Annotated in this window: 24 protein-coding genes; 13 read left to right on the forward strand and 11 right to left on the reverse strand. The window is 71.8% G+C overall.

Annotated elements, in window-relative coordinates:
* Positions 1–8 precede the first annotated feature (8 nt).
* The 3 genes from ACH4UK_RS31920 to ACH4UK_RS31930 form a co-directional block, all read right to left on the reverse strand.
* Complete coding sequence (locus ACH4UK_RS31920; RefSeq protein ID WP_398361935.1) at positions 9–497, reverse strand: GNAT family N-acetyltransferase; 489 nt, start codon at positions 495–497, stop codon at positions 9–11.
* Positions 498–536: 39 nt separating this feature from the next.
* Positions 537–1,595 carry a DUF6397 family protein gene (locus ACH4UK_RS31925; RefSeq protein WP_398361937.1) on the reverse strand — a complete coding sequence of 353 codons (1,059 nt, stop codon included), beginning with the start codon at positions 1,593–1,595 and terminating at the stop codon, positions 537–539.
* A gap of 109 nt (positions 1,596–1,704) precedes the next feature.
* Positions 1,705–2,118, reverse strand: a complete 414-nt coding sequence (locus ACH4UK_RS31930; RefSeq protein ID WP_398361939.1) for a roadblock/LC7 domain-containing protein — start codon at positions 2,116–2,118, stop codon at positions 1,705–1,707.
* Positions 2,119–2,256: 138 nt separating this feature from the next.
* Between ACH4UK_RS31930 and ACH4UK_RS31935 the strand changes: the two genes are divergently transcribed.
* Positions 2,257–2,685, forward strand: a complete 429-nt coding sequence (locus tag ACH4UK_RS31935; RefSeq protein ID WP_398361940.1) for a PPOX class F420-dependent oxidoreductase — start codon at positions 2,257–2,259, stop codon at positions 2,683–2,685.
* A 24-nt stretch (positions 2,686–2,709) separates the two neighbouring features.
* On the opposite strand, the gene ACH4UK_RS31940 is transcribed toward ACH4UK_RS31935, so the two are convergent.
* Positions 2,710–3,384 carry a GTP-binding protein gene (locus ACH4UK_RS31940; protein WP_398361942.1) on the reverse strand — a complete coding sequence of 225 codons (675 nt, stop codon included), beginning with the start codon at positions 3,382–3,384 and terminating at the stop codon, positions 2,710–2,712.
* Positions 3,385–3,709: 325 nt separating this feature from the next.
* Here ACH4UK_RS31940 and ACH4UK_RS31945 point away from each other — a divergent pair, with 325 nt between their 5' ends.
* From ACH4UK_RS31945 to ACH4UK_RS31965, 5 genes are all read left to right on the forward strand, one after another.
* A complete protein-coding gene (locus tag ACH4UK_RS31945; protein WP_398361944.1) occupies positions 3,710–4,075 on the forward strand; it encodes an ArsR/SmtB family transcription factor in 366 nt (121 codons plus the stop codon).
* A complete protein-coding gene (mgtA, locus tag ACH4UK_RS31950) occupies positions 4,068–6,929 on the forward strand; it encodes a magnesium-translocating P-type ATPase (RefSeq protein ID WP_398361946.1) in 2,862 nt (953 codons plus the stop codon). The genes ACH4UK_RS31945 and mgtA overlap by 8 nt, the downstream gene beginning before the upstream one ends.
* 61 nt (positions 6,930–6,990) lie before the next feature.
* Positions 6,991–7,155 carry a Sec-independent protein translocase subunit TatA gene (gene tatA, locus ACH4UK_RS31955; RefSeq protein WP_398361947.1) on the forward strand — a complete coding sequence of 55 codons (165 nt, stop codon included), beginning with the start codon at positions 6,991–6,993 and terminating at the stop codon, positions 7,153–7,155.
* Between the two features lie 213 nt (positions 7,156–7,368).
* A complete protein-coding gene (locus ACH4UK_RS31960; protein WP_398361949.1) occupies positions 7,369–7,944 on the forward strand; it encodes a TerD family protein in 576 nt (191 codons plus the stop codon).
* A gap of 239 nt (positions 7,945–8,183) precedes the next feature.
* A complete protein-coding gene (locus tag ACH4UK_RS31965; protein ID WP_398361951.1) occupies positions 8,184–8,804 on the forward strand; it encodes a class I SAM-dependent methyltransferase in 621 nt (206 codons plus the stop codon).
* 85 nt (positions 8,805–8,889) lie between these two features.
* On the opposite strand, the gene ACH4UK_RS31970 is transcribed toward ACH4UK_RS31965, so the two are convergent.
* Entirely contained in the window at positions 8,890–9,795 is a 906-nt protein-coding gene (locus ACH4UK_RS31970) for an oxygenase MpaB family protein (RefSeq protein ID WP_398361953.1), read from the reverse strand.
* Positions 9,796–9,987: 192 nt separating this feature from the next.
* On the opposite strand from ACH4UK_RS31970, the gene ACH4UK_RS31975 reads away from it, so the two are divergent.
* The gene (locus ACH4UK_RS31975; RefSeq protein WP_398361955.1) at positions 9,988–10,824 is read left to right on the forward strand and encodes a hypothetical protein; all 837 of its coding nucleotides are present in this window, start codon (positions 9,988–9,990) and stop codon (positions 10,822–10,824) included.
* Positions 10,825–10,932: 108 nt separating this feature from the next.
* On the opposite strand, the gene ACH4UK_RS31980 is transcribed toward ACH4UK_RS31975, so the two are convergent.
* Together ACH4UK_RS31980 and ACH4UK_RS31985 are read right to left on the reverse strand one after the other, a co-directional pair.
* Positions 10,933–11,115, reverse strand: a complete 183-nt coding sequence (locus ACH4UK_RS31980) for a hypothetical protein (protein ID WP_398361957.1) — start codon at positions 11,113–11,115, stop codon at positions 10,933–10,935.
* 83 nt (positions 11,116–11,198) lie between these two features.
* Entirely contained in the window at positions 11,199–12,272 is a 1,074-nt protein-coding gene (locus ACH4UK_RS31985) for a fatty acid desaturase family protein (RefSeq protein ID WP_398361958.1), read from the reverse strand.
* Positions 12,273–12,529: 257 nt separating this feature from the next.
* Here ACH4UK_RS31985 and ACH4UK_RS31990 point away from each other — a divergent pair, with 257 nt between their 5' ends.
* The 5 genes from ACH4UK_RS31990 (at position 12,530) to ACH4UK_RS32010 (ending at position 21,037) form a co-directional block, all read left to right on the forward strand.
* Positions 12,530–15,496, forward strand: a complete 2,967-nt coding sequence (locus ACH4UK_RS31990; RefSeq protein ID WP_398361960.1) for a DEAD/DEAH box helicase — start codon at positions 12,530–12,532, stop codon at positions 15,494–15,496.
* Complete coding sequence (locus ACH4UK_RS31995) at positions 15,493–16,926, forward strand: SWF or SNF family helicase (protein WP_398361962.1); 1,434 nt, start codon at positions 15,493–15,495, stop codon at positions 16,924–16,926. Before ACH4UK_RS31990 ends, ACH4UK_RS31995 begins: the two co-directional genes overlap by 4 nt.
* Positions 16,927–17,373: 447 nt before the next feature.
* Positions 17,374–17,958, forward strand: a complete 585-nt coding sequence (locus ACH4UK_RS32000) for an N-acetylmuramoyl-L-alanine amidase (protein ID WP_398361963.1) — start codon at positions 17,374–17,376, stop codon at positions 17,956–17,958.
* Positions 17,959–18,098: 140 nt separating this feature from the next.
* Entirely contained in the window at positions 18,099–19,352 is a 1,254-nt protein-coding gene (locus ACH4UK_RS32005; protein ID WP_398361965.1) for a GAF domain-containing protein, read from the forward strand.
* A gap of 161 nt (positions 19,353–19,513) precedes the next feature.
* Complete coding sequence (locus ACH4UK_RS32010; RefSeq protein ID WP_398361967.1) at positions 19,514–21,037, forward strand: aldehyde dehydrogenase family protein; 1,524 nt, start codon at positions 19,514–19,516, stop codon at positions 21,035–21,037.
* Positions 21,038–21,177: 140 nt separating this feature from the next.
* Here the strand turns inward: ACH4UK_RS32010 and ACH4UK_RS32015 are convergent, their stop codons facing one another.
* Positions 21,178–22,068 (reverse strand): S1 family peptidase, encoded by an 891-nt coding sequence (locus ACH4UK_RS32015; RefSeq protein WP_398361969.1) that lies wholly within the window; start codon positions 22,066–22,068, stop codon positions 21,178–21,180.
* Positions 22,069–22,575: 507 nt separating this feature from the next.
* Between ACH4UK_RS32015 and ACH4UK_RS32020 the strand changes: the two genes are divergently transcribed.
* On the forward strand, positions 22,576–23,367 hold the full coding sequence (locus ACH4UK_RS32020) for a class I SAM-dependent methyltransferase (protein WP_398362305.1): 792 nt from the start codon (positions 22,576–22,578) through the stop codon (positions 23,365–23,367).
* Between the two features lie 189 nt (positions 23,368–23,556).
* Here the strand turns inward: ACH4UK_RS32020 and ACH4UK_RS32025 are convergent, their stop codons facing one another.
* The 3 genes from ACH4UK_RS32025 to ACH4UK_RS32035 form a co-directional block, all read right to left on the reverse strand.
* Positions 23,557–24,075, reverse strand: a complete 519-nt coding sequence (locus ACH4UK_RS32025; protein ID WP_398361970.1) for a pyridoxamine 5'-phosphate oxidase family protein — start codon at positions 24,073–24,075, stop codon at positions 23,557–23,559.
* A 143-nt stretch (positions 24,076–24,218) separates the two neighbouring features.
* The gene (locus ACH4UK_RS32030; RefSeq protein ID WP_398361972.1) at positions 24,219–24,677 is read right to left on the reverse strand and encodes an SRPBCC family protein; all 459 of its coding nucleotides are present in this window, start codon (positions 24,675–24,677) and stop codon (positions 24,219–24,221) included.
* Positions 24,677–25,027, reverse strand: a complete 351-nt coding sequence (locus tag ACH4UK_RS32035) for an ArsR/SmtB family transcription factor (protein ID WP_398361974.1) — start codon at positions 25,025–25,027, stop codon at positions 24,677–24,679. Before ACH4UK_RS32035 ends, ACH4UK_RS32030 begins: the two co-directional genes overlap by 1 nt.
* Between the last annotated feature and the right edge of the window lie 123 nt (positions 25,028–25,150).

Genomic DNA, 25,150 nt, shown 5'->3' on the forward strand with positions numbered 1-25,150 from the left:
TCAAGTCGTCACAGCGCCTTGTGCATGATGTGAAGCCCCACATAGCCCTGGGTCGGATGGTTGAAGCCTTCCGGAAGGGTGCCGATCACGTCGAAGCCGATCGACCGGTACAGCTTGACGGCGTGGGTGTTGGTCTCGACCACCGCGTTGAACTGCATGGCCCGATACCCTTCGGCGCGAGCCCAGTCGACCGAGTAGGCGCACAGCGCGCGCCCCACTCCCCGGCCGGAGTGATCGGGGTCGACCATATAGGTGGCGCTGGCTATGTGGGAGCCGTTGCCCATGTGGTTGCGATTCATCTTCGCCGTGCCGAGCACCGTCCCGGCGTCGCCCACGGCGACGACCACTCGGCTCGGCGCAGCAACGAACCACCATCCTTCGGCCTCCTTCTCGCCGAGCTCGAGCGGGTAGGTCAGCGTCTCGCCCGCGGAGACGATCGAGTGGAAGAACGGCCAGATGGCAGGCCAGTCCTCGGCGACGGCTTCTCTGATCAACATAGGGACAGAATGGCCGATACGAGCGGGAGGTGCGAAGCCTTATCCGGCACCCCGACCACGCCACCCGAGCCTGGCGAGCAACCCCTTCCCCGCCGGCGCGCGCACCGCAACCGAGCGTGACGCCTCGGGGCGGGCGTCCGGCGCCGCCCGGATCGCCCCGTCGTCCCCGGGGCGAGGCGCCGGCCGGTCCTCGCGTGCCCGGTCCAGCTCCAGGGCCAGATTGACCCGCCGCCAGAGAATCTCGTCCGGATCGTCGGCCAGCATCAACTCCCCCATGGCCTCCCTCGCCGCCATGGATCCCGGGCGTCCGAAGACCGGCTCGGGTCGGACCCGTACGAGATAGGCGCGTTCATAGGGGTCGTCCACCACTTCCGCCAGTTGCACCGGGTCCAGTGCCGACGCCTGGACCGCCGCCCGTTCCCAGGGGTCCTGCGTGCGGTTCAGCAACCGGTCGATGCGCTGCGAGCGCCAGTTGCGCGCCCGCCAGTCGGCGCCCGACTCCAGCATCGTGCGCATCCCCAGAGGTGTCCGTCCGGCGAGCAGCTCGGGCTCCCGGGAGGCCAGCGCGGCAAGCTCGTCGGTGAGGTAGAGCCAGACCACCGCGCGATACCGGTTCAGATAGAACGTGACCGGCGAGACGCAGCCCGCGCGTGCCAGCCGGGTGAGCCGTGCCGGAGCGATGTCCAGCAGAGCCGCCCCTTCCGCTGTTCCGACGGTGCGGACCCGCTCCGCCAGTCCGTCGGGGAAACCCGGCTGCTCCCGCAGACGCGCGATCTCCTCCTCGTGCACCCGTGGCCGCCCTACGCCGGGTGCGCCGACGACGGCGATTAGCCCGAGGTGCACGGCCAGCTCGAACTCCGCACGCCGGATCCCCAGTTCCTGGGCGGCGCGACCGGCCGCGACCGTCGTCCCCGGGGCGGCAGGCGAAGCCTGCCTGCCCGCACCCACTGCCTGCGCGCCCACGCCCCCGGCATGCGCGTCGGCCCGCGCGCTCGTGTCATCGGCCGGCGCGCCTGCGACCTCGGTCCGCGCACCTGCGTCCTCGGCCCGCACGTCCTGGGCCCCGCCGCGCCCCCGCAGCACTTCCTTGACCGTCATGACTGTCCTCCCCCGTCGGCTCGAATACTCTCCGTGATCACCGTAGCTCGAGGGAGTCATCGCCCGTCAGCCCTGTGGATAACTCTCCACCGGCGACGAAAGGCACAGGTCAGAGGGGTCCGATGTCCTCGGGTCCGCCTTGGCGTACGGAGACTCCGAGGTGTTCTCCGACCCGGTTGACGAGCAGGGTCATCTCGTAGGCGACCTGGCCGACGTCGGCTTCGGCGGCGGTCAGCACGCACAGGCAACTGCCGTCACCGGCGGCCGTCACGAAAAGCAGCGCCTCGTCGAACTCAACCATCGTCTGGCGGGCCCTGCCCGCCCGGAAGTGACGCCCCGACCCGCGCGCCAGACTCTGCAGACCGGAGGAAACCGCCGCCAGGTGCTCCGCGTCCTCCCGGGCGAGTCCGGTGCTGGCCCCGGTGACCAGTCCGTCGTTCGACAGCACCAAGGCGTGTCGGATGAATTGCACCCTGCTGGTGAGATCGTCAAGGAGCCAGTCAAGTCCCCGGTCAAGCGGCATGTGCTCGTCCTCCCCGTACCTTCGTTCCCCGTACCCCACTACGCGTAAGCCTTGCGCAACGGCCCCGCAGGGGCAAGCGCCCCTCACAGCGCGGGGTGCCGCTTCGCGCCATGCGGGGATCGGGCTCAGGATGGGCCCATGGCACACCACATGACCGAAGAAGAATGGCGGGCCTTCCTGTCGGAGGGCACGCGCACGGCGAAGGTTTCGACGGTGCGGGCCGACGGCAGCCCGCACATCGCTCCCGTCTGGTTCCTTCTCGACGGCGACTCGGTGGTCTTCAACACCGGGAAGAAGAGCGTGAAGGGGCGCAATCTGGCACGCGACGGGCGGGTCGCTCTGTGCATCGACGACGACCGGCATCCGTACGCGTTCGCGGTGGTGCAGGGGCATGCCGAGCTGAGCGAGGACCCCAAGGAACTGCTGCGGTGGGCGACGCTGATCGCCGGCCGCTATGTGGGGGCGGACGCTGCCGAGGAGTTCGGCCGGCGCAACGGGGTCCCCGGCGAACTGATCGTGCGCGTGCGGATCGACAAGGTGGTCGCGATGGCCGACATGGCCGACTGACGGACGGGCCGCGACACCCTGCGGTCAGCCGACGGAGGCGAGGAGTCGGGCGGTGTGCATGCGCCCGGCATACTCGACCGTACGGATCAGGACTTCTTTCCCGGAGGCCCGGTCGCGCGCGTCACACAGCACGACCGGTGTGCCCGGGTCGAGGTCGAGCGCCTGCGCGACGTCGTGCTCCGTATGGTCGCGAGCGCCGGGGAAGCGGTTGACGGCGACGAGGAACGGTATCCGGCGGCGCTCGAAATAGTCGACGGCGGCGAAGCAGTCCTCGAGCCGCCGGGTGTCGGCGAGCACGATCGCCGCGAGGGCGCCCTCGCACAGCTCGTCCCACAGAAACCAGAAGCGGTCCTGGCCCGGCGTGCCGAACAGGTAGAGCGACAGGCCGGTGTGGACGGTGATGCGGCCGAAGTCCATCGCCACGGTCGTGGTGGTCTTTCGCTCGACCCCGTCGGTGTCGTCCCGGTCCCGCCCGCTCTCGCTCAGCGTCTCCTCCGAGTACAGCGGGCGGATCTCGCTGACCGAGCCGACCAGGGTGGTCTTCCCGGCCCCGAAGCCGCCCGCCACGACGATCTTCAGGGTGAGCGCGATGTCCTCTCCGATCATGCTCCTCCCGACGTTCCCGACGTTCCCGACGTTCCCGGCGGTGCGGCGGTCGGTGCGGAGGCTCTCGGCGCTGTCGACGTGCTCGGCGGGCATGCGTCCCTGCTCTCTCACGCGTGGCATTCGTTCGGAGATCGGTACGGGCCTTGCTTCAGCAATCGCTTGCGGGCCGACAGCATGGCAACCGGTCGGCTGCGCTCGCGCGGATTGATCGTTCTTGACCGATGTGGCTTCGCCCCGGTCGCTCCTTGCCTTATCCCGACCTCATCCCGACCTTCTTACGTCTCCCTTCGACGGGTCGCCTGTCCCTCGCGGGCCTCGGGCGCTTCCGCAGCGGCCTCTACACTGGCCTTTTCGGCCGGCGCAAACGGTCAGCGGTGTCGGGTCCGCGCAAACGGCCCGGGGACGAGGAGATACGAGCGTGTCGACAGGTTCCGACGGCGGTTTCCAGGATCCGCCCGCGGAGGTGCTGGCGGAGGCCGCGGCGGCGTTCGGCCTGCTGGCGACACCGGCACGGCTGCACATCGTGTGGGCACTGGCACAGGGCGAGAGCGATGTGACGGGACTTGCCGAGCGGGTGGGCGGCACCCTTCCCTCGATCAGCCAGCACCTGACGAAGCTGAAGCTGGCCGGTCTCGTCCGTTCGCGCCGTGAGGGTCGGCGGCAGGTCTATCTGGTCGACGATCCCGATGTGGTGACGGTCGTCCGGCTCATGGTCGGCCAACTGGCCGAACGCGCCGGGCACCCCTCCCAGCAGCCCGTCCGCCTGCGTGAGCTCGGTGCCTGAGAGCAGTTCAGCCGCGGGGCCCGGACACATCACCTCCGGCGCAGCGGCCTCCGTCACACCGTTTCCCGGCACCGGCACCGGCGCCGGCTCGGATCCAGCGGCAGGACCCGGCGGGGATCGCAGGAACACGGCTCCGGCCGCCGGCACCGGGCCCACCTCCCTACAGACGCTGCGCGCCCTCGGCAGCGGGCCCCGCGGACTGCTGGAGGCGGAGGCCGAGATCCGGCTCGGCCGGATCGGCGAGAACGTTCTGCCCGCTCGGCGGCCCGTGCCCTGGCCCCGGCGCTTCCTGCGCAGTCTCCGGGATCCCTTCACCTCCGTACTGCTCTGTCTGGGCCTGGTCTCGGCCCTCGTCGCCGCCTGGGGCACCGCCTGCGTCATCCTGGCCCTCGTCGGGGTGAGCTGCCTGCTGCGTTCGACCGAGGAGCATCGCGCCGACCGGTCCACCGCGGCGCTGCGCGAACTGGTGGCGACCACGGCGACCGTGGTGCGCCGCACCACGGAGGACGCCTCTCCCCGGGAACGGGAGGTGCCGATCGCCGACCTGGTGCCGGGGGATGTGATCCGGCTCCGGCCGGGCGATCTCGTACCCGCCGATGTCCATCTGCTGCGTACCGACGGCCTCACCGTGCATCAGTCGGCCCTGACCGGGGAATCGGCGCCGGTGGCCAAGCAGGCCCTCGACGTTCCTGACCCCGCGCTGTCCGGGGCCGGACCGTTCGCGCAGCCGCAGTGGTGTTTCCAGGGCAGCAGCGTCACCTCCGGCAGCGGTACGGCGGTGATCGTGGCCACCGGCGGGGAGACCCGGTTCGCCGCCGCCCACGACGGCCGGGCCCGGCAGCGGGGTGCGAGCGCCTTCGACCGGTCGGTCCAGGGGATCTCCTGGACCCTCATCCGCTTCATGCTCCTGACTCCGCCCCTGGTGCTGATGGCCAATGCGGCGCTGCGCGGCCGGGGTCTGGAGACGCTGCCGTTCGCCGTGGCCGTCGCCGTGGGGCTCACGCCGGAGATGCTGCCGGTCATCGTCACGACGACGCTCGCGCGGGGCGCCGCCCGGCTGGCGCGCACCAGCGGGGTGATCGTCAAACGGCTCCCGGCGCTGCACGACCTGGGGGCGGTCGACGTGCTGTGCCTGGACAAGACCGGCACGCTGACCGAGGACCGGCCCGTCGTCGCCGGGGCGACAGACTGTACGGACCGGGCCGATCCCGACGTACTGCGGTGGGCGGCGATCAGTGCGCTGTGGACGCTCCAGCTGGCGGAACTGCCCGCGGCCGACGCGCTCGACGAAGCGGTGCTGGACGCCGCCGAGGAGTGCGGTCCGTCCGCTGCCGGGGAGGTGGATCCGGACGTGTACGAGGGTGTCGCGGTCCTGCCCTTCGATCCGGTGCGCCGCGTCGCGACCGCCGTGGTCCGGCGGCCCGACCGGCTCGGTGTGCACACCCTGGTCACCAAGGGCGCCGTCGAGGCCGTGCTCGACCGGTGCGCCATCGAGCAGGACGAGCGCGACCGGCTGCTCGCCCTGGCGGACCGGAAGGCCGGGACCGGGCTGCGTCTGCTGGCCGTGGCCCGTGCCGACCGGACGTCCCGGCCGGGCGCGTACACCCCTGCGGACGAGCGGGGTCTGACCTTCCTGGGGCTGGTGGCGCTGCGGGACGTTCCGGCCCCGAGCGCCGCCCACGCGCTCGGCGTGCTCGCGCGGCGGGGCGTGAGCGTGAAGGTGCTCACCGGCGACCATCCGGGTACGGCCGCCCGGGTCTGCGCGGATCTCGGGCTGCGTCCGGAGGGCCGCGCCGGACCCGACGAGGTGGTGACGGCCGAGCTGGTGGACACCCTGTCGGACACGGAGCTGGTCGGGGTGGCGGACCGGGCCACGGTGTTCGCGCGCTGCACCCCCGAGCACAAGGCCCGGATCGTCTCGGCCCTGCGCGCCGGCGGTCACACGACCGGCTTCCTCGGGGACGGCGTCAACGACCTGCCCGCCCTGCGCGCCGCCGACGTGGGCATCTGCCCCCGCAACGCCGTGGACGTGGCCCGGGAGGCGGCCGATGTCGTCCTGGCGGAGAAGGACCTCACCGCGATCGACCATGCGGTGCTGGCGGGCCGGCGCAGCAGCGGGAACATCGCCACCTATCTGCGCATCACGCTCTCCTCGAACCTCGGCAATGTCATCGCGATGCTGACGGCCGGGCTGATGCTGCCCTTCCTTCCCATGCTCCCGGCGCAGGTGCTGGTGCAGAACCTCTGCTTCGACGCGGCGCAGCTGGCCTTCGCGTTCGACCGCCCGGCGGCTTCGGTCCTGCGCCGCCCCACCGTGCTGCGGCCGCGCGACTTCCTGCGCTTCATCACGGGGTTCGGCCTGCTCAACGCGGCCGCCGACCTCGCCACCTTCGGAGTGCTCGCGCTCGCCCTCCACAACGCGTCCGGGGACGACGGAGAGGCCGCGTTCCACGCCGGGTGGTTCACCGAGAACCTGCTCACCCAGGCTCTCGTGATGATCCTCCTGCGGACCGGTCGCAGGGGCGCCGAACGCCGGGCGGGCGGGCCGCTGCGGGCTGCCGCGGCGGGTCTCGCGGCGGTGGGCGTCGTGCTCCCGCTCACCCCGCTCGGGCCGGTGCTGGGCATGAGCGCCCTGCCGCCCCTCTACTACCTGTTGATCGGCTCGGTCCTGGGTCTGTACGCGCTCGGACTCACGGCGGCCCGCCGACGGTACGAGAGCCGCCACCGGCCCGACGCCGCGCCGGACCACGTACGCGAGCAGGTCAGGAAGGGCCGGAAGAGCGTGTCGAGCACTGAGGGGCGCTCCGTCAGCGCGTCGAGCCCTGAGGGTGCCCGCTCCGGACCGAAACGATAGTTGTACAGTTGCGCAATGTGGCAACTGTTGCCGCGCGAACGGAGAGAAGGGCGGGAGCAGAATGTTGCGCAACGGCCTGGCACCCTGGCACCTGTTGATCCTGGCGGCCATCGTGATCGCCGTCTTCGGCTCGAAGAAGCTGCCGGACACCGCCCGCGCACTGGGGAAGTCCATGCGCATCCTCAAGAGCGAGGCCAAGGCCATGAAGGACGAGAACGGCCCCTGACGCGCACGGGGCGGGGCCATGACCCGACGCCTCCCGCCGCCTCTCACTTCATGGCTTGCGCAATCCGGGAACCCTGTGTGCCGCGCCGAGCGTTCGTACAGGTAGCGGCCACAGGAGTGACAGCAGAACAGCATCGATCGCCGGACCCAGGACGCGGTGAAGCCGCAGGGCCCGGATCGTCGGTGCGGACCGACAGAACACAGGAGGAAATTCATGGGTGTGACCCTGGCGAAGGGCGGCAATGTCTCCCTGTCGAAGGAGGCCCCCGGCCTGACCGCCGTGACGGTCGGGCTCGGCTGGGACGTACGGACCACGACCGGGGCCGATCACGACCTGGATGCCAGTGCGCTGCTGTGCTCCGAGGCGGGCAAGGTCCTCTCCGACGGCCACTTCGTCTTCTACAACAACCTCAACAGCCCCGACGGTTCGGTCCGCCACACCGGTGACAACCTGACGGGTGAGGGCGAGGGCGACGACGAGTCGGTCGAGGTCGACCTGGCGTCGGTCCCCGCCGAGGTCGCGAAGATCGTGTTCCCCGTCTCGATCCATGACGCCCAGAGCCGGGGCCAGAGCTTCGGCCAGGTGCGCAACGCGTTCATCCGTGTGGTGAACCGGGCCAACGGCGTCGAGCTCGCCCGCTACGACCTGAGCGAGGACGCCTCCACCGAGACCGCGATGGTCTTCGGCGAGCTGTACCGGCACGGCGCCGAGTGGAAGTTCCGGGCCGTCGGCCAGGGGTACGCCTCGGGCCTGGCGGGCATCGCATCGGACTACGGCGTCAACGTCTGACAGGACACGTCGGCCTCCGGGCCTGACAGGACACTCGGCCTCCGGGTCTGACGGGACATGTCGGCCTCCGGCGATCGCACGCCGCGTCCCGGGGCCCGGACGCGACCGCGAGCGGAGGGCCGGTCATGGAGCAGAAGCCCATGCCCGGCCCTCCGCTCGCGGCGTTTCGGCCGCCTGCCCGGGGCCGCCTCCCACTGCACGGCGTCTCGCACGCACACGGGGTGCGCGATCATGTCCCCATGGCCAACGACCACACCCACGTCCTGGACTTCTTCACCCCGCGCGCGGCCGGCTGGGACAGCCGCTTCCCCGACGACGGTCCCGCCTACGCCGCCGCGGCCGATCTGCTCGGGCTGCGCCCCGGCGATGCCGTGCTCGACGCGGGCTGCGGGACGGGGCGCGCCCTGCCCGCGCTGCGGGCGGCGGTCGGGCCGGAGGGCACCGTGCTGGGTGCCGACCTGACCCCGGCCATGCTGGAGGCAGCCGTCCGGGCGGGACGAGGGGACAACGGGACGCTGCTGCGCGCCGATGTCGCACGGCTGCCGCTGCGCGCAGGGGCGTTGGACGCGGTGTTCGGTGCCGGGCTGATCTCGCATCTGGCCCACCCCGAGGCGGATACGGCGGAGCTCGCACGGGTGGTGCGACCGGGCGGGGTCCTGGCCCTGTTCCACCCGATCGGCCGGGCCGCCCTCGCCGCACGTCAGGGGCGCACCGTCACCGACGACGACCTCCGGGCCGAGCCCAGGCTGCGTGAACTGCTGGCCGGTTCGGGATGGCGCCTGGAGTCCTACGCGGACGAGGACGACCGCTTCCTGGCTCTCGCGGTCCGGCAGGACGAGGGCCTTTCCGGCGCCTCGTAGGACCCGCCGGCCGCCGCTCGGCACGACGAGGCGGGGGCGGGGCCCGGTCGGGGCGACCAGGGTGTGGCCCGGACGGGCGGTCGAGTCACTCGACGGGGGCCTGCGGGGGCCGGCGGCCCGGCACCGGGCAGCCGCGGACGCCCGGCACAGGGAACGTGCCGAGCCCCTCGATGTCGTACCCGTCCGGATAGCCCTTGATCTCGGGGTTCTGGCGCGCGTAGTGGGGCGTCTGCCGGGGCGGCAGGAGCCGGACGGCACGGGCCCGGAGCCGGAGCGCGCCCCTCGTCAGTCCGCGGGCCACCGGTCCCGGGCGGCGGTAGCGGAACGCCTTGAGCAGCGAGTCGTCCATGAGCGCCAGTCCGGCGCCGCGCACCACCGGGGCCAGCGGCGCTGGATACCAGGACGCCATCAGCGCCAGGGTGGCGTCGGAGACCCGGCGGGCTCCCTCGTCCCAGCCGAAATGCTCGTGCTCGTAGGCGTCCAGGGTGCGCTCGAAGTCCTCGTAGGTCTGCGGAACGTCCTTGATCCCCATGTGCGCGCCGAGCGTGCGGTAGTAGGCGGCGAAGGCCCCCAGCTCGTGGCAGCAGAGGCGTCGCCAGCCGAATTGGTCCAGCCAGCGCTTCGGGGTGACGACGAAGGTGCACAGGACGTAGCGCATGTCGTCGTCGCTGATGGCGTAGCTGCGGTGCATCCGGTTGATCCGGCGGACGGCAGTGCGGCCTTCGTCGGTGTCGAACCCGTGCTCCACCACCGTGTCGAGCAGCAGGGCGGTGTCGTCGTAGCGTTTCTGGGATCGCCCCGTCAACTCCCCTGTCTCGTCGAGGAGTCGTCCGATGCTGGGCACGGCATAGGTACGGTAGAGGGCCAGTTCGAGGGCGCGGGTGATGTCCCAGGGGAACTCGTAGGTGACGGAGAGACGGTAGATCTCCAGGAAGTCCCGCTCGGGGTCGCGTCGCTGAATGTCCTTCAGCCGGTCGTACCGCTTCACCATGCTGTCCCCCTCGCTCGGCCGGATGTCCGACCTTACGTGGAGGCTGCCCGCGCACCCGGGCCTTCAGCCGCCCCACACCCGGACGGGTGGGCACGCCCCCTGCTCGCCAGGGCCTCGACGAGGGGGTTACCGAGTAGTTAGGGTGCGCCGACGGACCAAGGGACGCAGGACCGAGCCAGGGGCAGGTGGGCGATGAGCGATGGGGAGGACACCGTGGCCAGTGCGGACGATGCGGTCGCCGACGACGCGCTGTTGGTGCTGACCGCGATGCTGCTGACGCCCGCCCGGTTCCCGAGCGTGCTGGGGGACGACTACGTGGCCGCGTGCGGCGCGCTCGCGCTCGAACCGTACGACCAGGGCTACGGCCTCGTCCTCGGGCAGGACGGCGAGGGGGCCCGGTGGACCGTCGTCGTCGACGACGCCTCCCAGGTGGCTGTCGCCATCGCCGCGTGGGACTGCGGCATGGAGCACGACCTCTCCCCCGACGAGCGCTCCATGGTGTGCGCCCTGCCGGGCTGGCCGATGAATCTGGCCGTCTCGGCTCCCGGTGTCCCCGATCCGCACGATCCGGAGCCGGACGGGGAGGGCCTCGCACCGCTGTCCCCTCCCGATCCGGACGCCTGGGGTCCGGCGCAGCGGCGGCTCGGCGCGGACGAGATCGCCGCGCAGTGGCCGGTGTGGCGCGAGCAGCTCGACGACGCGCAGTTCTTGCAGCCGGGTGGCGGGGGAGAGCCGGAGGACGGGGCCTCTCCGTCCCCCCGGCACCCCGGTGCACGCAGGGCCCTCTCCGAGGCGAACGCCTATACGAAGGATCCGCCGCCGCCCGGCCGGATCCGCTCTTCCTACGCCTCCGCCGACGCACGCACCCTGCGCGTCGACGGCCCGGGGTGGTCGATGGTGGCCCGGACCGACGACATCGCCCTGATCCTGTTGGACGAGGAGCCGGGCACCGTCATCCCCGTCGGCCGTGGAGCCGCGCTGCCCGGCCTGCTCAGCGCCCTCGACGGGCTGGCCGTCCACCCCGCGTGACACCGTCGCGGGCGGCTCGGGACGACCCGCACCGCCCGCGCGAGGGCCGGGCGCACGGGCGATCGCGAGCGGGCCGGAACCCCTCGCGGGGCCGGCCCGTCTCCGGTCTCAGCGGCCGATCTGCTTGCGGTTGATCCTGCGGAGCCTGCTCCGCTGGGACGGGTCCAGCAGCAGATAGCCCGCCACGGGGACGCCGATCACGACCAGCAGCGCCCACCAGAATCCGATCAGGGGCCACAGGATGGCTGCCGCGAGCACTCCCCCGACAGCGACCTTCGCACCATTCGTCATGGTCCACGCCTCCTTCGCGGCCGGCGCCGCTCCTGTTGTGTGAACGCGTCCGCGCGCCCTTCCGTTCCCCATCATCGGTCGCGCTATCGCAGCGGCTCACCGACGTCGTGCATGTGCGACAGCGCCTGCCGGTAGGACTCGACCAGTCCGGTCTCCGCGTACGGCATGCCGATGCCGGAGCAGTGCGCCTTGACCAGGGGCTGGGCGAGGCGCAGGTTGGGGCGGGGCATGCTCGGGAAGAGGTGGTGCTCGATCTGGTAGTTCAGCCCCCCGAGGAACCAGTCCGTCAGGATGGAGCCCCGTACGTTGCGCGAGGTCAGGACCTGCCGCTGGAGGTGGCCCCAGCGCTCTCCGTCGGGGTCGGGCATCTCCATGCCCTTGTGGTTCGGGGCGAAGGCCATGCCCAGGTGGAGGCCGAACAGCGCGTGCAGCACCAGCGCGAAGACGATCGCCTTGCCCGGGGACAGCGTGCTCAGCAGCAGCGTCACGTACAGGGCGAAGTGCGCGGTCAGCAGCAGCGCCGAGACGGCCCGCTCCCGCAGGGGCTGACGGCGCAGGTACTGGAATCCGTAGATCTTGAGGGCGATGCCCTCGAGCAACAGCATCGGGAAGAACAGCCGAGCCTGGTTCCTGGTCAGCCAGCGGGCGAATCCCTCACGCTGCGCCGCCTGCTTCTGGGTCCAGACCAGGGCGCCGACCCCGACATCGGGGTCCTTGTCTATGTGGTTGGGATTGGCGTGGTGGCGTACGTGCTTGTCGTTCCACCACGCCTCGTTCATGCCGAGGAGCAGATTGGCGTGCACGAGACCGATAAACCTGCTCGTCCTGCGGTCGCCGGATATCTGCGCATGCCCCGCGTCATGGGCGACGAAGGCCGTACGGGTCCACAGGACCGCCATCGGCAGCGTGAGGAGCAGGCTCCACCAGGTGTCGCCCAGCAGAACGAAGCCGGTGATCACCGCGCCCAAGGCCGCCAGGTTCACGGCGATGCCGAGCGCATACCGGTCCGTGCGGCGCTCCAGCAGTCCCTGGTCCCGCACCGCACGCAGCAGCGGGGCGAAATCGCTCCCGGCCGCCGCGCCGCCCGGTGATCCAACAGGGCGGTCCGGACTGCTTTCGTCGGCGGGATCCGCAACGGTGGCTGGCGCCTGGGGCATGACGTCTCCGGTCTCTGGAACAAATGCGCTGACCCCATGGAACGTACGGGCCGGGGGCCGGGGGCAGCCATGACGCCACCACCCTGGTTCCCCGGGGGCAGACCCCCGTGCCGGGTGGTGGGGCTGACTGCACCATGGAGACCGAAGAAAGCATAGAAGTGACGCACGCCACACACCTGAACGGCCTGCCGTCGCACGGAGTGGAGTACCCTCGGCGACTCCGCCCACTAGTCAAATTTGAGGAATCTGACATCGCTGTGCACAGGCACCCTGCGGCAACGCCCTCCGAGATCGCCGAACTGTCCCGCTGCTCCGCGCTCTTCGTCCCCGCGGATCCGGCCCGTACCGGCAGGATCGCGTTCTGGAACCCGGACGGTAGCACCCCTTCCGACCATCACGGGACTTCGTCGGAGCTGACCGTGGTCGAAGCCGACCTGCGGCCCCGTACGGTTTCGGCGCTGCACCTCCCCGTGCGGGACGCTCTGCCGGTGCTGACCCGGGCACGCGCCGTCGCTGACGCCTCCCCCGCCACCGCCTTCTGGGGCGCCGCCGCGCTCCTCGCTCTCCAGTTCGTCGCCCGCGGCCTCCTGCTGCCGGGGCTGAGCGCCACCGACCACGACGCCTGGCGCATCGGACCGTTGAACGCCGAGGACCTCGAACGGATCCGGGAACTGGCGGCGTCGATGCCGCCGACCGCACACGCGACTCCGGTTCCGGACCCGACGACGAACGCCGACGCCGACGCCGACGCCGACGCCGACAGCGACGGTGCGGACGCCGATTCCGACGCCGGACCGCTGCTGCCCGAACCGGAGCACCTGCTGCGTGCGTTCCTCGACGCCGTGGCCGACGCGATGCCCCGTACCCCGGCTGCCGGGTTCGCCGCCGCCGGTCCCGCGTTCGCCGCCCAGCAGCCGCAGCACCTGCCCCAGGGGCGGGCCTGGGCGGCCGATGTGGCGGCCGGTCACGACGCGGGCGTACGGCTCTCGTTGCGTATCGAGGTCACCGGCGTGACCGGTGTCGACGTGGGCACGCCGTCGTTCCGTGCCGTGCTGCAGATCCACAGTGTCAGCGATCCCTCCCTGGTCGCCGATGCGGCCGAGGTGTGGGCGGGCGGCTCGCGGACCGCCGCGGCGTTCGGATCGCGGGCTCGGATGGACGCCCTCCTCACCCTGCGGCGCGCCGCCCGCGCCTGGCCCCCGCTGGCCCCGTTGCTCTCCGCCGCGGTGCCGGACTCGGTGGAACCGGCCGACGAGGAGATCGCCGAGCTGCTGGGGTCCGCCTCGCGCGCCCTGGCCGCCGCCGGTGTCCAGGTGCACTGGCCCAGGGAACTGGCCAGGAAGCTCACCGCGCGCGCCGTGATCGGTCCGGACGACCGGGAGACCACGGAGCGGGACTTCGCGGACGAGGAAGGCGGCGGGCCGGCAAGCGGGCCACGGGGACGTACCGCGGCGGACACGCCCTCGTTCCTCTCGGCGGACGCCCTGCTGTCCTTCGACTGGCGGTTCGCGCTGGGCGACCAGCGGCTGACCCGCGAGGAGCTGGACCGGCTCGCCGAGTCCAGCAGGCCCATCGTGCGACTGCGCGACCAGTGGGTGCTCATCGACCCCGAGGAGGCGCGCCGGGCCCGGGAGACCCAGGACCGCAAGGTCACCCCGATCGATGCCCTCGGCGCGGTGCTGACCGGTTCCACGGAAGTGGACGGCCGGCGCGTCGAGGTGGCGGCGACCGGCTGGCTCCAGCAGCTGCGGGACCGGCTGGCCGATCCGGAGGCCGCCGCCCAGCAGGCGATCGGACAGCCGGAGACGCTCGCCGCGACCCTGCGTGACTACCAGCTGCGCGGGCTGAACTGGCTGAACACCATGACCTCACTCGGCCTCGGGGCCTGCCTCGCCGACGACATGGGGCTCGGCAAGACGATCACGCTCATCGCCCTGCATCTGCACCGGCAGGGTGACCGCGACGCGGCCGGTCCGACGCTGGTGGTGTGCCCGACCTCGTTGATGGGCAACTGGCAGCGGGAGATCGAGAGGTTCGCGCCGGGCACCCCCGTCCGCCGCTTCCACGGGGCGTCGCGTTCCCTGGAAGGCCTGGTGGACGGCGAGTTCGTTCTGACGACGTACGGCACGATGCGCCTCGACACGTCCCGGCTCGCCGCCGTGTCCTGGGGCATGGTCGTCATCGACGAGGCGCAGCACGTCAAGAACCCGCACTCGGCGACGGCCAAGCAGTTGCGCACCCTCGGCGCCCGTGCCCGCGTCGCGCTCACCGGCACCCCCGTCGAGAACAACCTCTCCGAGCTGTGGGCGATCCTGGACTGGACGACGCCCGGTCTGCTCGGCCGGCTCGGCACCTTCCGTACGCGGTACGCCGCCGCGGTCGAGGGCGGCAACGACCCGGGCGCGGCCGAGCGGCTCGCGGCGCTGGTGCGGCCGTTCCTGCTGCGCCGCCGGAAGTCCGATCCGGGGATCGCACCGGAGCTGCCGCCGAAGACCGAGACCGACCGGGCCGTGTCGCTGACGCCGGAACAGACCGGCCTGTACGAGGCGGTGGTCCGCGAGACCCTGGCGGACATCTCCGCCGCCGACGGCTTCGAGCGGCGGGGGCTCGTGATGAAGCTGCTCACGGCGCTGAAGCAGATCTGCAACCACCCGGCGCAGTACCTCAAGGAGGAGCAGCCGCGCATCGCGGACCGGTCGGGGAAGGTCGAGCTGCTGGACGAACTCCTGGACACGATCCTCGCCGAGCAGGGTTCGGTGCTGGTCTTCACGCAGTACGTGCAGATGGCCCGGCTGCTGGAGGAACATCTCGCCGCGCGCGGAGTGGCCACGCAGTTCCTGCACGGCGGTACGCCGGTGGCCCGCCGCGAGGAGATGGTGGCGCGGTTCCAGGCGGGCGAGTCACCGGTGTTCCTGCTGTCGCTCAAGGCGGCGGGGACCGGGCTCAACCTCACCCGGGCCGGTCATGTCGTGCACTTCGACCGCTGGTGGAATCCGGCGGTCGAGGCGCAGGCGACGGACCGGGCGTACCGGATCGGCCAGACGCAGCCGGTGCAGGTGCACCGGCTGATCGCCGAGGGCACGATCGAGGACCGGATCGCCGAGATGCTGGCCCGCAAGCAGGGCCTGGCGGACGCGGTGCTGGGCTCCGGCGAGGCGGCACTGACCGAACTGACCGATGCGGAACTGGCCGACCTGGTCGAGCTGCGAGGGGGCGCACGATGAGCGACGCGTACGCGGACGGATACGAGGACGGCGAGGCGTACGGGGGCGAGTCCGGGGCGGGCCATGGGGATGCCTCGGACGCCTCGGAGGAGGGAGCCGACGAGGCGTCGCGGGACGGCCGGCGCGGACCGGAGCGTACGTTCGCGGCGTTCCCCCCGGCGCAGGGCCGGGGTTTCGCCACGTCCTGGTGGGGCCGGGCGTGGCTCAAGGCGCTGGAGGACACGGCGCTGGACGGCCAGCAGCTCAAGAAGGGGCGGCGGCTGGCCAGGGAGGGCCGGGTCGGGGCGGTCTCCGTACGGCCGGGGCGGATCACGGCCGTGGTGCGGGACAGCGACGGCACGGCCTACCGCAGCGACGTCCTGCTCCAGCAGCTCGGCGCGGGCGCCTGGGACCGGTTCCTGGACATGGCCGTGGACCGGGCCGGGCACATCGCGGCGCTGCTGGACCGGGAGATGCCGCCGCATCTGGTCGAGGACGCGGCGGGCGCGGGGGTCGAGCTGCTGCCCGGCATCGGCGATCTGGAGCCGGAGTGCACCTGCGACGCCTGGGACCACTGCCCGCATTCGGGTGCGCTCTGCTACCAGGTGGCGCGCCTGTTGGACGAGGACCCGTTCGTCCTGCTGCTGATGCGGGGGCGCGACGAGCGGCGGCTGCTGGACGAGCTCCAGGTGCGCAGTGCCGCCCGCGCGGTCCGGGCTGGGGACGGCGCGCCGGAGAGCGCCGACGACGCGGAGCGGGAGGTCCGCGGGGTCCCGGCGCAGGAGGCGTTCGCGGCCGCCGGGATCCTGCCCCCGCTCCCCGCTCCCCCGCCGGCCCCGGACGAGCCGGGGCGCGGGCCGTCGCTGGACACGGAGACCGATCCGGTGCCCGGGATCGACCCCGCCGCGCTGGAGGTGCTGGCGGCCGACAGCGCGGTGCGGGCCCGCCGGATGCTGTTGGACGCCCTGGCCCCGGGGCACGAAGGGCAGCCTCTTCCCGTGGAGCTGACCCCGCAGCAGGACGCGGTGCGGCTGGCCGCGGGCGCCCGGCCGGAGGCCTGGATCGCATCCCGCCTGGCCAAGGGGTCCGGCCGCCCGCCCGCGGAACTGGACGCGGCGGTCCGGGCCTGGAGGTACGGCGGGGTCGCGGGGCTCGCCGTGCTGGACGAGGAGTGGACGCCGGATCCGGAGCATCTGGGGCGGGCCCGCGCCCAGCTCGGCGAGGCGTGGGAGGCGGGCGAGCGGCCGGCCCTGCGGGCGAGCGGCCGGGCTCGCTGGACCGTGGCGGGCGCCGATGTCCAGCTCCGGTTCGACCGGACCGGGCGGTGGTGGCCCTACCGCAAGGAGCGCGGCCGTTGGGTGCCCGCCGGACCGGCGGACGACGACCCGGCGGGAGCGCTGGCGGGAGCGGACGGCGAGGCGGAGGCGGCGGGGGCCGGCGCGGGAGTCTGAAGCCTGTGGACGCGCGTGGAGGCGTATCGACGCGCGCGTGGGGGCTTGGGCCGGAACCGGGGTTCCTGTGAGCCGGGGTGCCGGGGGTGTGCGCGTCTGCCTGCCAGCCGGGGTGCCGGGGTGCCGGCGTGACCGGCGAGCCCGGCGCTCCGACCGGAAGCCGCGATCCGGACGCGCGGGAGCCGATCACCGCGCGAGCCGGACGCGCGGTAGCCGGTCACCACGCGAGCCGGACGCGCGGTAGCCGGTCAGCACTCGAGCCAAACGCGCGATCCGGCAGGCAGGCGCGGGGAACCGGATGCCCGTCGGGCTCGTCATCTGGTTCGACGGGGAGGGCGCTGTACGAGCCCGCGGGGCCTCACCGGCTCTACTCCGTGCGCCCCGCCCCGGGCCCGGTCATCGCCCCGCACCCCGGCCCCGGCCGCGACCCCAGCTCCAGGAGGGCTGTTGCACCGCAGAAGCATCGTTCAGGGCGCCGCCGCGGCCATGGCGGCGGCCGTCCTGCCGTCGTCGGCACGGGCCGTGGCGGCGCCGAAGGGCCCCACCGACTACGCGACGGCCCGCTGGGCTCCGGCCGCCCCCGCCAACTACACCGTCCCCTCCCGCCCTTCCGAGCGCAGGGTCGACCGCGTCGTCATCCATGTCGCCCAGCAGTTGTTCACGCCGACCACGGGGATCTTCCGGAACCCCGCCAAGCAGGTGTCCGCCCACTACGTGGTGCGCTCCGGGGACGGCCATGTCGCCCAGTGCGTACCCGAAAAGGACATCGCCTGGCACGCGGGCGACTGGGGCTGGAACACCCGGAGCATCGGCATCGAGCACGAGGGATGGGTGGACCGCCCGGAGTTCTTCACGGACGTCATGTACCTGCGGTCGGCCAGGCTCACCGCGGACATCTGCGCGCGACACGGCATCCCCAAGGACCGCGAGCACATCGTCGGCCACCACCAGGTGCCGGGCAGCGACCACACCGACCCGGGCGTCCACTGGGACTGGGAGCGCTACCTCCGGCTCGTCGGCGACGTCACCTGAGTCCCGGGCCCCTCCCCTGCCACTGAGCCCCGGGCCCCTACCCTGCCACCCGTAGTGATGACTCTGCGCACCGAGGTTGTCGCGGCGGCCGACGGCGACGACGATGGGAGCGCACGACGGCCCTTGGACGGGAGGGTGAGTTGACGGATCCCTGGGTGGCCCTGGCCGCGGACACCGACCCCGGCGAACGGAGCGGTGCGCTGCGCCGCGCCCACGACGTGTTCACCTCGGCGGGGCGGCTGGAGCGGCCGGTCCGGGCGGTGGTCGGCGCGTCCTGGCGCCGCTCGGCACGGGCACGGGTCAGCCCGGACGGCGCTCCGGCGGTGGAGCTGGGACCGGACGAGCTGGGCTCCTACCGGGCGGCGCATCCCCTGGCCCGTGCGATGCCCGTGATCCGCGAGCTGATGGGCGCGTACGCCGCGGACGGGGAGCATCTGCTGGCCGTCTGCGACGCCCACGGCCGCCTCCTGTGGGTCGAGGGCCACGCGACGGCGCGACGGCGGGCCGGCCGGATGAACTTCGTGGAGGGCGCCCGCTGGGCGGAGTCCGTGGCGGGGACGAACGCGCCGGGAACGGCCATCGCGGTGGATCGCCCGGTCCAGGTCTTCGCGGCCGAGCACTTCCTGCGGCCGGTCCAGCAGTGGACCTGTGCGGCGGCGCCGTTGCACGACCCGCACACGGGCCGGGTGCTGGGAGCCGTGGACATCACGGGCGGCGACCGGCTCGCCCACCCGCACAGTCTGGCGTTCGTCCAGGCGGTGGCACGGGCCGCCGAGTCGCAGCTCGCGCTGCTGGCCCCGTCGCCGGACGCCGAGTCGGTGCGGCTGGACGCGCTGGGCCGGGACGAGGCGTTGCTGGTGGCGCGCGGGCGGCGGCTGCGGCTCAGTCGGCGGCACAGCGAGATCCTGGTGGCGCTGGCCCGCCGGCCGGAGGGCCTGAGCGGTGACGAGCTGCTGGTCGAGCTGTACGAGGACGAGTCGGTGACTCCGGTGACGCTGCGGGCCGAACTGTCCCGGCTCCGGCGGCTGCTGGGGCCCGACCTGCTGGACTCGCGTCCGTACCGGCTGGCCGTCCCGGTGGACGCCGATTTCGACACGGTGACACGGCGGCTGGGTTCGGGCGCGGTGGCGGCGGCCCTGGACGCGTACGCGGGCCCGCTGCTGCCGGGTTCCCAGGCCCCGGCCGTCGTACGGCTGCGGCGGCGGATCACCGAGCAGTTGCGGGCCGCGCTGATCGCCCGGGGCGATCCGGGGCTGCTCGCCGACTGGGCCTACAGCCCGTGGGGCGAGGAGGATCTGCCGGTGTGGCGCGCGCTGGCCGAGGCGGTCCCGGCGGACCAGCGGGCCGCGTCGCTGGCCGGGGTCCGGGGCCTCGACGCCGAGCAGCGCGGCTAGAAGTCCGCTGCTCCTGGCGGGCCGTCTCCCCCCCCCTGGCCCCACACCACACAGCCCACACCCCGCGACGCCGTTGCAACGCCCTTGCAACGTCCCCGTCCCTAGCCTCGCACCGAGGGCCGTCCAACGGCGGGCGGCACCGGATCCGGGAGGCCACAGAGATGACCCGTTACGCTGCGCCGGGCACCGACGGCGCGATCGTCACCTACGCGTCCCGCTACGACCACTGGATCGGCGGGGAGTACGTCCCGCCGGCCAGGGGGCAGTACTTCGAGAACCCGAGCCCCGTCAACGGCCGCCCGTTCACCGAGATCGCGCGCGGGACGTCCGAGGACGTCGAACTGGCCCTGGACGCCGCCCATGCGGCGGCTCCGGCCTGGGGCGCCACGTCCGCCGGGGACCGGGCCTCGGTGCTGAACCGGATCGCCGACCGGATGGAGGCCCGGCTGGAGGAGCTGGCGGTCGCCGAGAGCTGGGAGAACGGCAAGCCCGTGCGGGAGACGCTGGCGGCCGACATCCCGCTGGCCATCGACCACTTCCGCTACTTCGCGGGGGCCCTGCGCGCCCAGGAGGGCTCGCTCAGCGAGATCGACGACGACACGGTCGCCTACCACTTCCACGAGCCCCTGGGCGTGGTCGGCCAGATCATCCCGTGGAACTTCCCCATCCTGATGGCCACCTGGAAGCTGGCCCCGGCGCTCGCCGCGGGCAACGCGGTGGTCCTCAAGCCGGCCGAGCAGACGCCCGCCTCGATCCACTACTGGCTGAGCCTGGTGGCGGACCTGCTCCCGCCGGGCGTCCTCAACATCGTCAACGGCTTCGGAGCGGAGGCGGGCAAGCCGCTGGCCTCCAGCCCGCGCGTCGCGAAGATCGCCTTCACCGGTGAGACCACGACGGGGCGGCTGATCATGCAGTACGCCTCCGAGAACATCAAGCCGGTGACGTTGGAACTGGGCGGCAAGTCGCCGAACATCTTCTTCGACGACGTCTCGCGCGACGACGACGACTTCCTCGACAAGGCTCTCGAGGGATTCACCATGTTCGCCCTCAACCAGGGCGAGGTGTGTACGTGCCCGTCGCGTGCTCTCATCCAGCGCGGCCACTACAACGCGTTCCTGGAGGCGGGCATCGCCCGGACGGAACAGATCGTGCCGGGCCATCCGCTGGACACCGACACGATGATCGGCGCCCAGGCCTCCAACGACCAGTTGCAGAAGATCCTCTCGTATCTGGACATCGGTCAGCAGGAGGGCGCGAAGATCCTGACGGGCGGTCAGCGCATCGAGCACGGGGGCGAGCTGGAGGGCGGCTACTACGTCCAGCCGACGGTCTTCGAGGGCGACAACCGGATGCGGGTCTTCCAGGAGGAGATCTTCGGCCCGGTCGTGGCCGTCACCTCGTTCACGGACTTCGACGACGCGATCAGCACGGCGAACGACACCCTGTACGGGCTGGGGGCCGGGGTCTGGACCCGTGACGGCAATACGGCCTACCGGGCGGGGCGCGGGATCAAGGCGGGCAGGGTCTGGACGAACTGCTACCACGCCTACCCGGCGCACGCGGCGTTCGGCGGCTACAAGCAGTCGGGCATCGGCAGGGAGAACCACAAGATGATGCTGGAGCACTACCAGCAGACGAAGAACCTTCTGGTGTCGTACTCGCCGAAGAAGCTGGGCTTCTTCTAGACGCCTGCGGGCCACCAGAACACCGAAGTGGACTGGACCGCGGCCTCGCGCGCTTCTCCCGAACGAGCACTGTCCCCGCCGACGCGCCGGCGGGGACAGTGCTCAGGGCCGATGGAACATGACCCTGGTCGGTGCGGGAATCAGATGATGCTCACACCGTAGGCGCTGAGTGCCTCGGTGACGGGCTGGAAGAACGTGGTGCCGCCGGAGGAGCAGTTGCCACTGCCGCCGGAGGTGAGGCCGAGCGCGGTGCTCCCGGAGAAGAGCGCACCGCCGCTGTCGCCGGGCTCGGCGCAGACGTTGGTCTGGATCAGACCGGAGACGATGCCGTCGGCACCGTAGTTGACGGTGGCGTTGAGGCCGGTGACCGAGCCGCCGTGCAGGCCGGTGGTGCTGCCGCTGCGCTGGACGGACTGGCCGACCGAGGGGTCGCCGGCGCCGGTGATCTCCTGGTAGCCGCCGTTGTAGAGGTAGACACGACCGTCGGCCGCGCCGGGGTCGGAGTGCCGGATGATGCCGTAGTCGTTGCCGGGGAAGCTGGATCCGGCGGTGGTGCCGATCGACCACGAGCTGCCGATGTTGGTGCAATGGCCGGCGGTCAGAGCGAACTTAGTGCCCGCGCCGTCCTGCACGTTGAAGCCCAGGGAGCACCGGGCTCCGCCGGTGGTGATGGCCTCGCCACCCGCGATGAGCTTGGAGAACTTACCGGGAGTGTGCTTGACCACGAGAGCGTCGGCGTTCGCGCCGGCCTCGTTCTCGATCTTGGCGATCTCGGCCTTGCTGACCGTGCTGTCGACGCTGACGACGACCTTGCCCGACTCGGCATCGACATACCAAGCGGTCCCGCCGATGTCGGCGGTGCGCACGGAGTCGGCCGCCCGGCTGAGCTCGTTGACGCTGAACGTCTTCGGGGCCGGCTGAGCGGACGCGGTGGCGGCGGGGACGGCAAACGCCGCGACGGCGGCGAGGCCGGTTGCGCCGGCGATGAGTCGTGCTCGTCTCGAAAGGCTGTGGGGGTGAGAGAGTCGCACTGTAAGTCCTCCAGATCGTGGGGGGAACTCGGGGCGTTGGGTGGACGCCCATGGCGCGCCATCAGGGACATGACCAAGTCGACGTGTCCCTGACAACGTTGTTAATGCTGGGTAGACCGGCACATCCACACAAGACCCCCGCGACGGGGCTGGCTGAAAAGCAGCTACCAAGCGAGATCCAGACACCATCAAATCGGTGGATTGGCGACTGCGAGAGGGAGGGGGATGACGGAAATCGAGTGGCGGTGCCCGGGGCGGAGAAGGAACTCCGACCACGGGACCGGAACGAAGCCGGACTCCGGCAGCGCCTCCACGAGGCGTCGGCGGCCGAACCGGACACGGCCGCCAGGCCCGTAAGCCGGTCCCGCGGACGGAATCAAAGCGTTTGCTTCTCATGACACGGATGGGCGCCTATTCCGTTGAGCCCGCACCCGGCAATCGTGTTGGCTGGCGGCACCGAGCTGTCCGTACCGAGGGCGCCCGCTTGGCCATAGCAGGGAGTTGAACGTGCAGGACAGTGCAGCCGACCCCGTTGCCCACAATCGGGCAGCCTGGGACAAGTGCGTCCAGGAGGGCAACGAGTGGTCGAGGCCGGTGAGTTCCGAGGATGTCGGGCGCGCCCGCTCGGGCGACTGGTCGATCGTTCTCATCGGGCATGAGCCGGTCGACCGCTCCTGGCTGCCGACGGACCTGACCGGAAAGGATGTGTTGTGCCTGGCCTCCGGCGGTGGCCAGCAGGGTCCGATCCTCGCCGCCGCAGGGGCGCGGGTCACCGTGTTCGACAACTCACCCCGCCAGCTCGGCCAGGACCGGATGGTGGCGGCACGCGACGGACTCGAGCTGCGCACCGTCCTGGGCGACATGCGCGACCTCAGCGCCTTCGGCGACGCAACATTCGACGTCGTATTCCATCCGGTCTCCAACCTCTTCGTGCCCGACCTGGCACCGGTGTGGCGTGAGTGCTTCCGCGTCCTGCGGCCGGGCGGAACGCTGCTCGTGGGCTTCCTCAACCCTGATGCGTACCTGTTCGACCACGAGGCGCTCGACGAGCGCGGCGAGCTGGTCGTCGTGCACCAACTGCCCTACAGCGATGTCACGCACTACTCCGCCGAGGAACGCGCCACGAAGTTCGGCGCGGACGCCCCTCTTGAATACAGCCACACCCTCACCGGCCAGATCGGCGGGCAACTCGCCGCGGGGTTCGTCCTCACCGGCTTCACGGAAGCGCCGCACCAATCCAACGCATCCGCCCCCTACATGTCGAACTACTTCGCGACGCGGGCGGTAAAGCCGGGCTGATTCAGCCGTGGGCCGATGCCGGCGGGGGCACCGGCCCGGGGAGGACGGTCGCCCCGTAGCGGACGGCGAGCTTGTCGTATCGCGGGGAGGCATGGTTCTGCCGTCCCGCCGCCACCGGCGGGAACAGGTCCCGGAGGCCGAGTGCCCTCTCCGCAAGCAGGAGTCGGCGCATCAGCGCCGTTCGGAAGGTCAGTGCCGGAAGCGGTACCGGGTCTGGCTGTACGTCTCGCCCTTCCCGAAGGCGAATCCGACCTCCGGGTCGATGCGGTACAGCAGGACCTTGCCGGAGCGGATGGTGTCACCGAGGCCGTGCCAGGTGCCGTCCGGGCTCGTCAGCAGGTCGCCGTACTTGCCCTCGTAGGCGGCGGCGGTGGTACTGCGTTCAGCCGGATCACGCACCACCTCGGCACGTCCCTCGATGGTGATGTCGAGACCGTCCAGGACGTTCGTGCCGGTCGTCATCACGCAGTGCTGGTTGCCGTGGAGGTTGCGCGCCTTGCGCTCCTGGTCTCCGGTGGCGAAGTACAGGGCACCGCGGGTCCAGACGGCCAGCAACGGTGTCACGTGGGGCCGGCCGTCGGGTCGGACGGTGGACAGCCAGAACAGTCGCGCCTGCTGAAGCTCACGCCATGCGGTCGGCCAGGGGGTCACGTCGGCCCCGGAGTCGCTGAAGGGGCCGAGTTCGGCGAGCGGGTCACGGTCGGACATGGAAGCTCCTCAAGGGGTCGGGGGAATGCGGTCGGCCACGATCCGGTCAACGGGAATCGCCGCGAGGACCAGTACCACTGCCCCGGCCAGGACGTTGATCCAGACGACCGGCACCCGCCGCTTCGCAAGGGACGGCCGCAAGATCACGCTTGCCCTCCCCCACCCAGCTCGACGCCCAACGCGTCGAGCCAGCCGCCGGTGCCGGACTCCCGCCAGGAGGGCTCCTCCCGGCCGTCGAGGAAGGTCCCCTGCTCAGTGAGGACCAGCCGGGTGCCCTCATCGGCCGGGCAGAACGCCACGGTCGTCAGCGAAGCCGTCGCGAGGTCCTCCCCCACGTACAGCACAGAGGTGTAGACGATGCGCTCGCCCGGGACGATGTCGCGGTACAGCGACTCGAACGTCAACGACGGGCCGCTGTCCGGGCGGCTGCGGTTGACCTCCCGGCCCCCGACCCGGAAGTCCAGCTCATGGGCGGCGTCGGGCGTGGAGAACCAGCGGGCCTTCGTCTTCGGGTCGGCCCATGCGCCGAACACCCGGGCCGCCGTGGCCGGGTAGAGGCGTTCGAGGGTGAACGTGGCGTGCGTGACAGAACGGTCGATCATCACAAACCTCCTTGCTCCGGTGTCCCGGGTTCATCCAGCAGATGGTCGCCGAGTCGGTCCAGACGCCGTTCCCAGGACGTGCGCTGCCCGGCGAGCCAGCCCTCGGCCATCCGCAGTACGTCCGGCTCGATGCGGCAGGTGCGGACGCGGCCGATCTTCTCGGAGGTGACCAGCCCGCAGGCCTCCAGCACCTGGATGTGCTGCATGACCGCCGGTAGCGACATCTCCAGCGGCCTGGCCAGTTCGCCGACCGACGCCGGTCCGCGGATCAGGCGCTCCACCATCGCCCGGCGCGTTCCGTCCGCCAGTGCCTGGAATACCCGGTCCAGCGGTTCGCCATAGTTAGGCATGCTCTTAACTATGGGCCGACGCGCCTCTCCGGTCAAGCACCACCACAGCCGCTCCCCCGTGAATGCCACGCGGCTCATCAGACGTTCGACCGTCGACTCGGGCCGGGCAGCGCGCATGCCGCG

This window comes from Streptomyces sp. NPDC020884, from assembly GCF_044333935.1.
Classification (GTDB): domain Bacteria; phylum Actinomycetota; class Actinomycetes; order Streptomycetales; family Streptomycetaceae; genus Streptomyces.

Bases quoted from the DNA above. Each gene is read 5' to 3' on its own strand.
- ACH4UK_RS31985 (WP_398361958.1), bottom strand. From the start codon at position 12,272: ATGCCCCAGGCGCCAGCCACCGTTGCGGATCCCGCCGACGAAAGCAGT.
- ACH4UK_RS31935 (WP_398361940.1), top strand. From the start codon at position 2,257: ATGGCACACCACATGACCGAAGAAGAATGGCGGGCCTTCCTGTCGGAG.
- ACH4UK_RS32025 (WP_398361970.1), bottom strand. From the start codon at position 24,075: ATGTCCGACCGTGACCCGCTCGCCGAACTCGGCCCCTTCAGCGACTCC.
- ACH4UK_RS32035 (WP_398361974.1), bottom strand. From the start codon at position 25,027: ATGCCTAACTATGGCGAACCGCTGGACCGGGTATTCCAGGCACTGGCG.
- ACH4UK_RS31995 (WP_398361962.1), top strand. From the start codon at position 15,493: ATGAGCGACGCGTACGCGGACGGATACGAGGACGGCGAGGCGTACGGG.
- ACH4UK_RS31930 (WP_398361939.1), bottom strand. From the start codon at position 2,118: ATGCCGCTTGACCGGGGACTTGACTGGCTCCTTGACGATCTCACCAGC.
- ACH4UK_RS31975 (WP_398361955.1), top strand. From the start codon at position 9,988: ATGAGCGATGGGGAGGACACCGTGGCCAGTGCGGACGATGCGGTCGCC.
- ACH4UK_RS31960 (WP_398361949.1), top strand. From the start codon at position 7,369: ATGGGTGTGACCCTGGCGAAGGGCGGCAATGTCTCCCTGTCGAAGGAG.
- ACH4UK_RS32010 (WP_398361967.1), top strand. From the start codon at position 19,514: ATGACCCGTTACGCTGCGCCGGGCACCGACGGCGCGATCGTCACCTAC.
- ACH4UK_RS31980 (WP_398361957.1), bottom strand. From the start codon at position 11,115: ATGACGAATGGTGCGAAGGTCGCTGTCGGGGGAGTGCTCGCGGCAGCC.
- ACH4UK_RS31925 (WP_398361937.1), bottom strand. From the start codon at position 1,595: ATGACGGTCAAGGAAGTGCTGCGGGGGCGCGGCGGGGCCCAGGACGTG.
- ACH4UK_RS31920 (WP_398361935.1), bottom strand. From the start codon at position 497: ATGTTGATCAGAGAAGCCGTCGCCGAGGACTGGCCTGCCATCTGGCCG.
- ACH4UK_RS31940 (WP_398361942.1), bottom strand. From the start codon at position 3,384: ATGCCCGCCGAGCACGTCGACAGCGCCGAGAGCCTCCGCACCGACCGC.
- tatA (WP_398361947.1), top strand. From the start codon at position 6,991: ATGTTGCGCAACGGCCTGGCACCCTGGCACCTGTTGATCCTGGCGGCC.
- ACH4UK_RS31965 (WP_398361951.1), top strand. From the start codon at position 8,184: ATGGCCAACGACCACACCCACGTCCTGGACTTCTTCACCCCGCGCGCG.
- ACH4UK_RS31970 (WP_398361953.1), bottom strand. From the start codon at position 9,795: ATGGTGAAGCGGTACGACCGGCTGAAGGACATTCAGCGACGCGACCCC.
- ACH4UK_RS32030 (WP_398361972.1), bottom strand. From the start codon at position 24,677: ATGATCGACCGTTCTGTCACGCACGCCACGTTCACCCTCGAACGCCTC.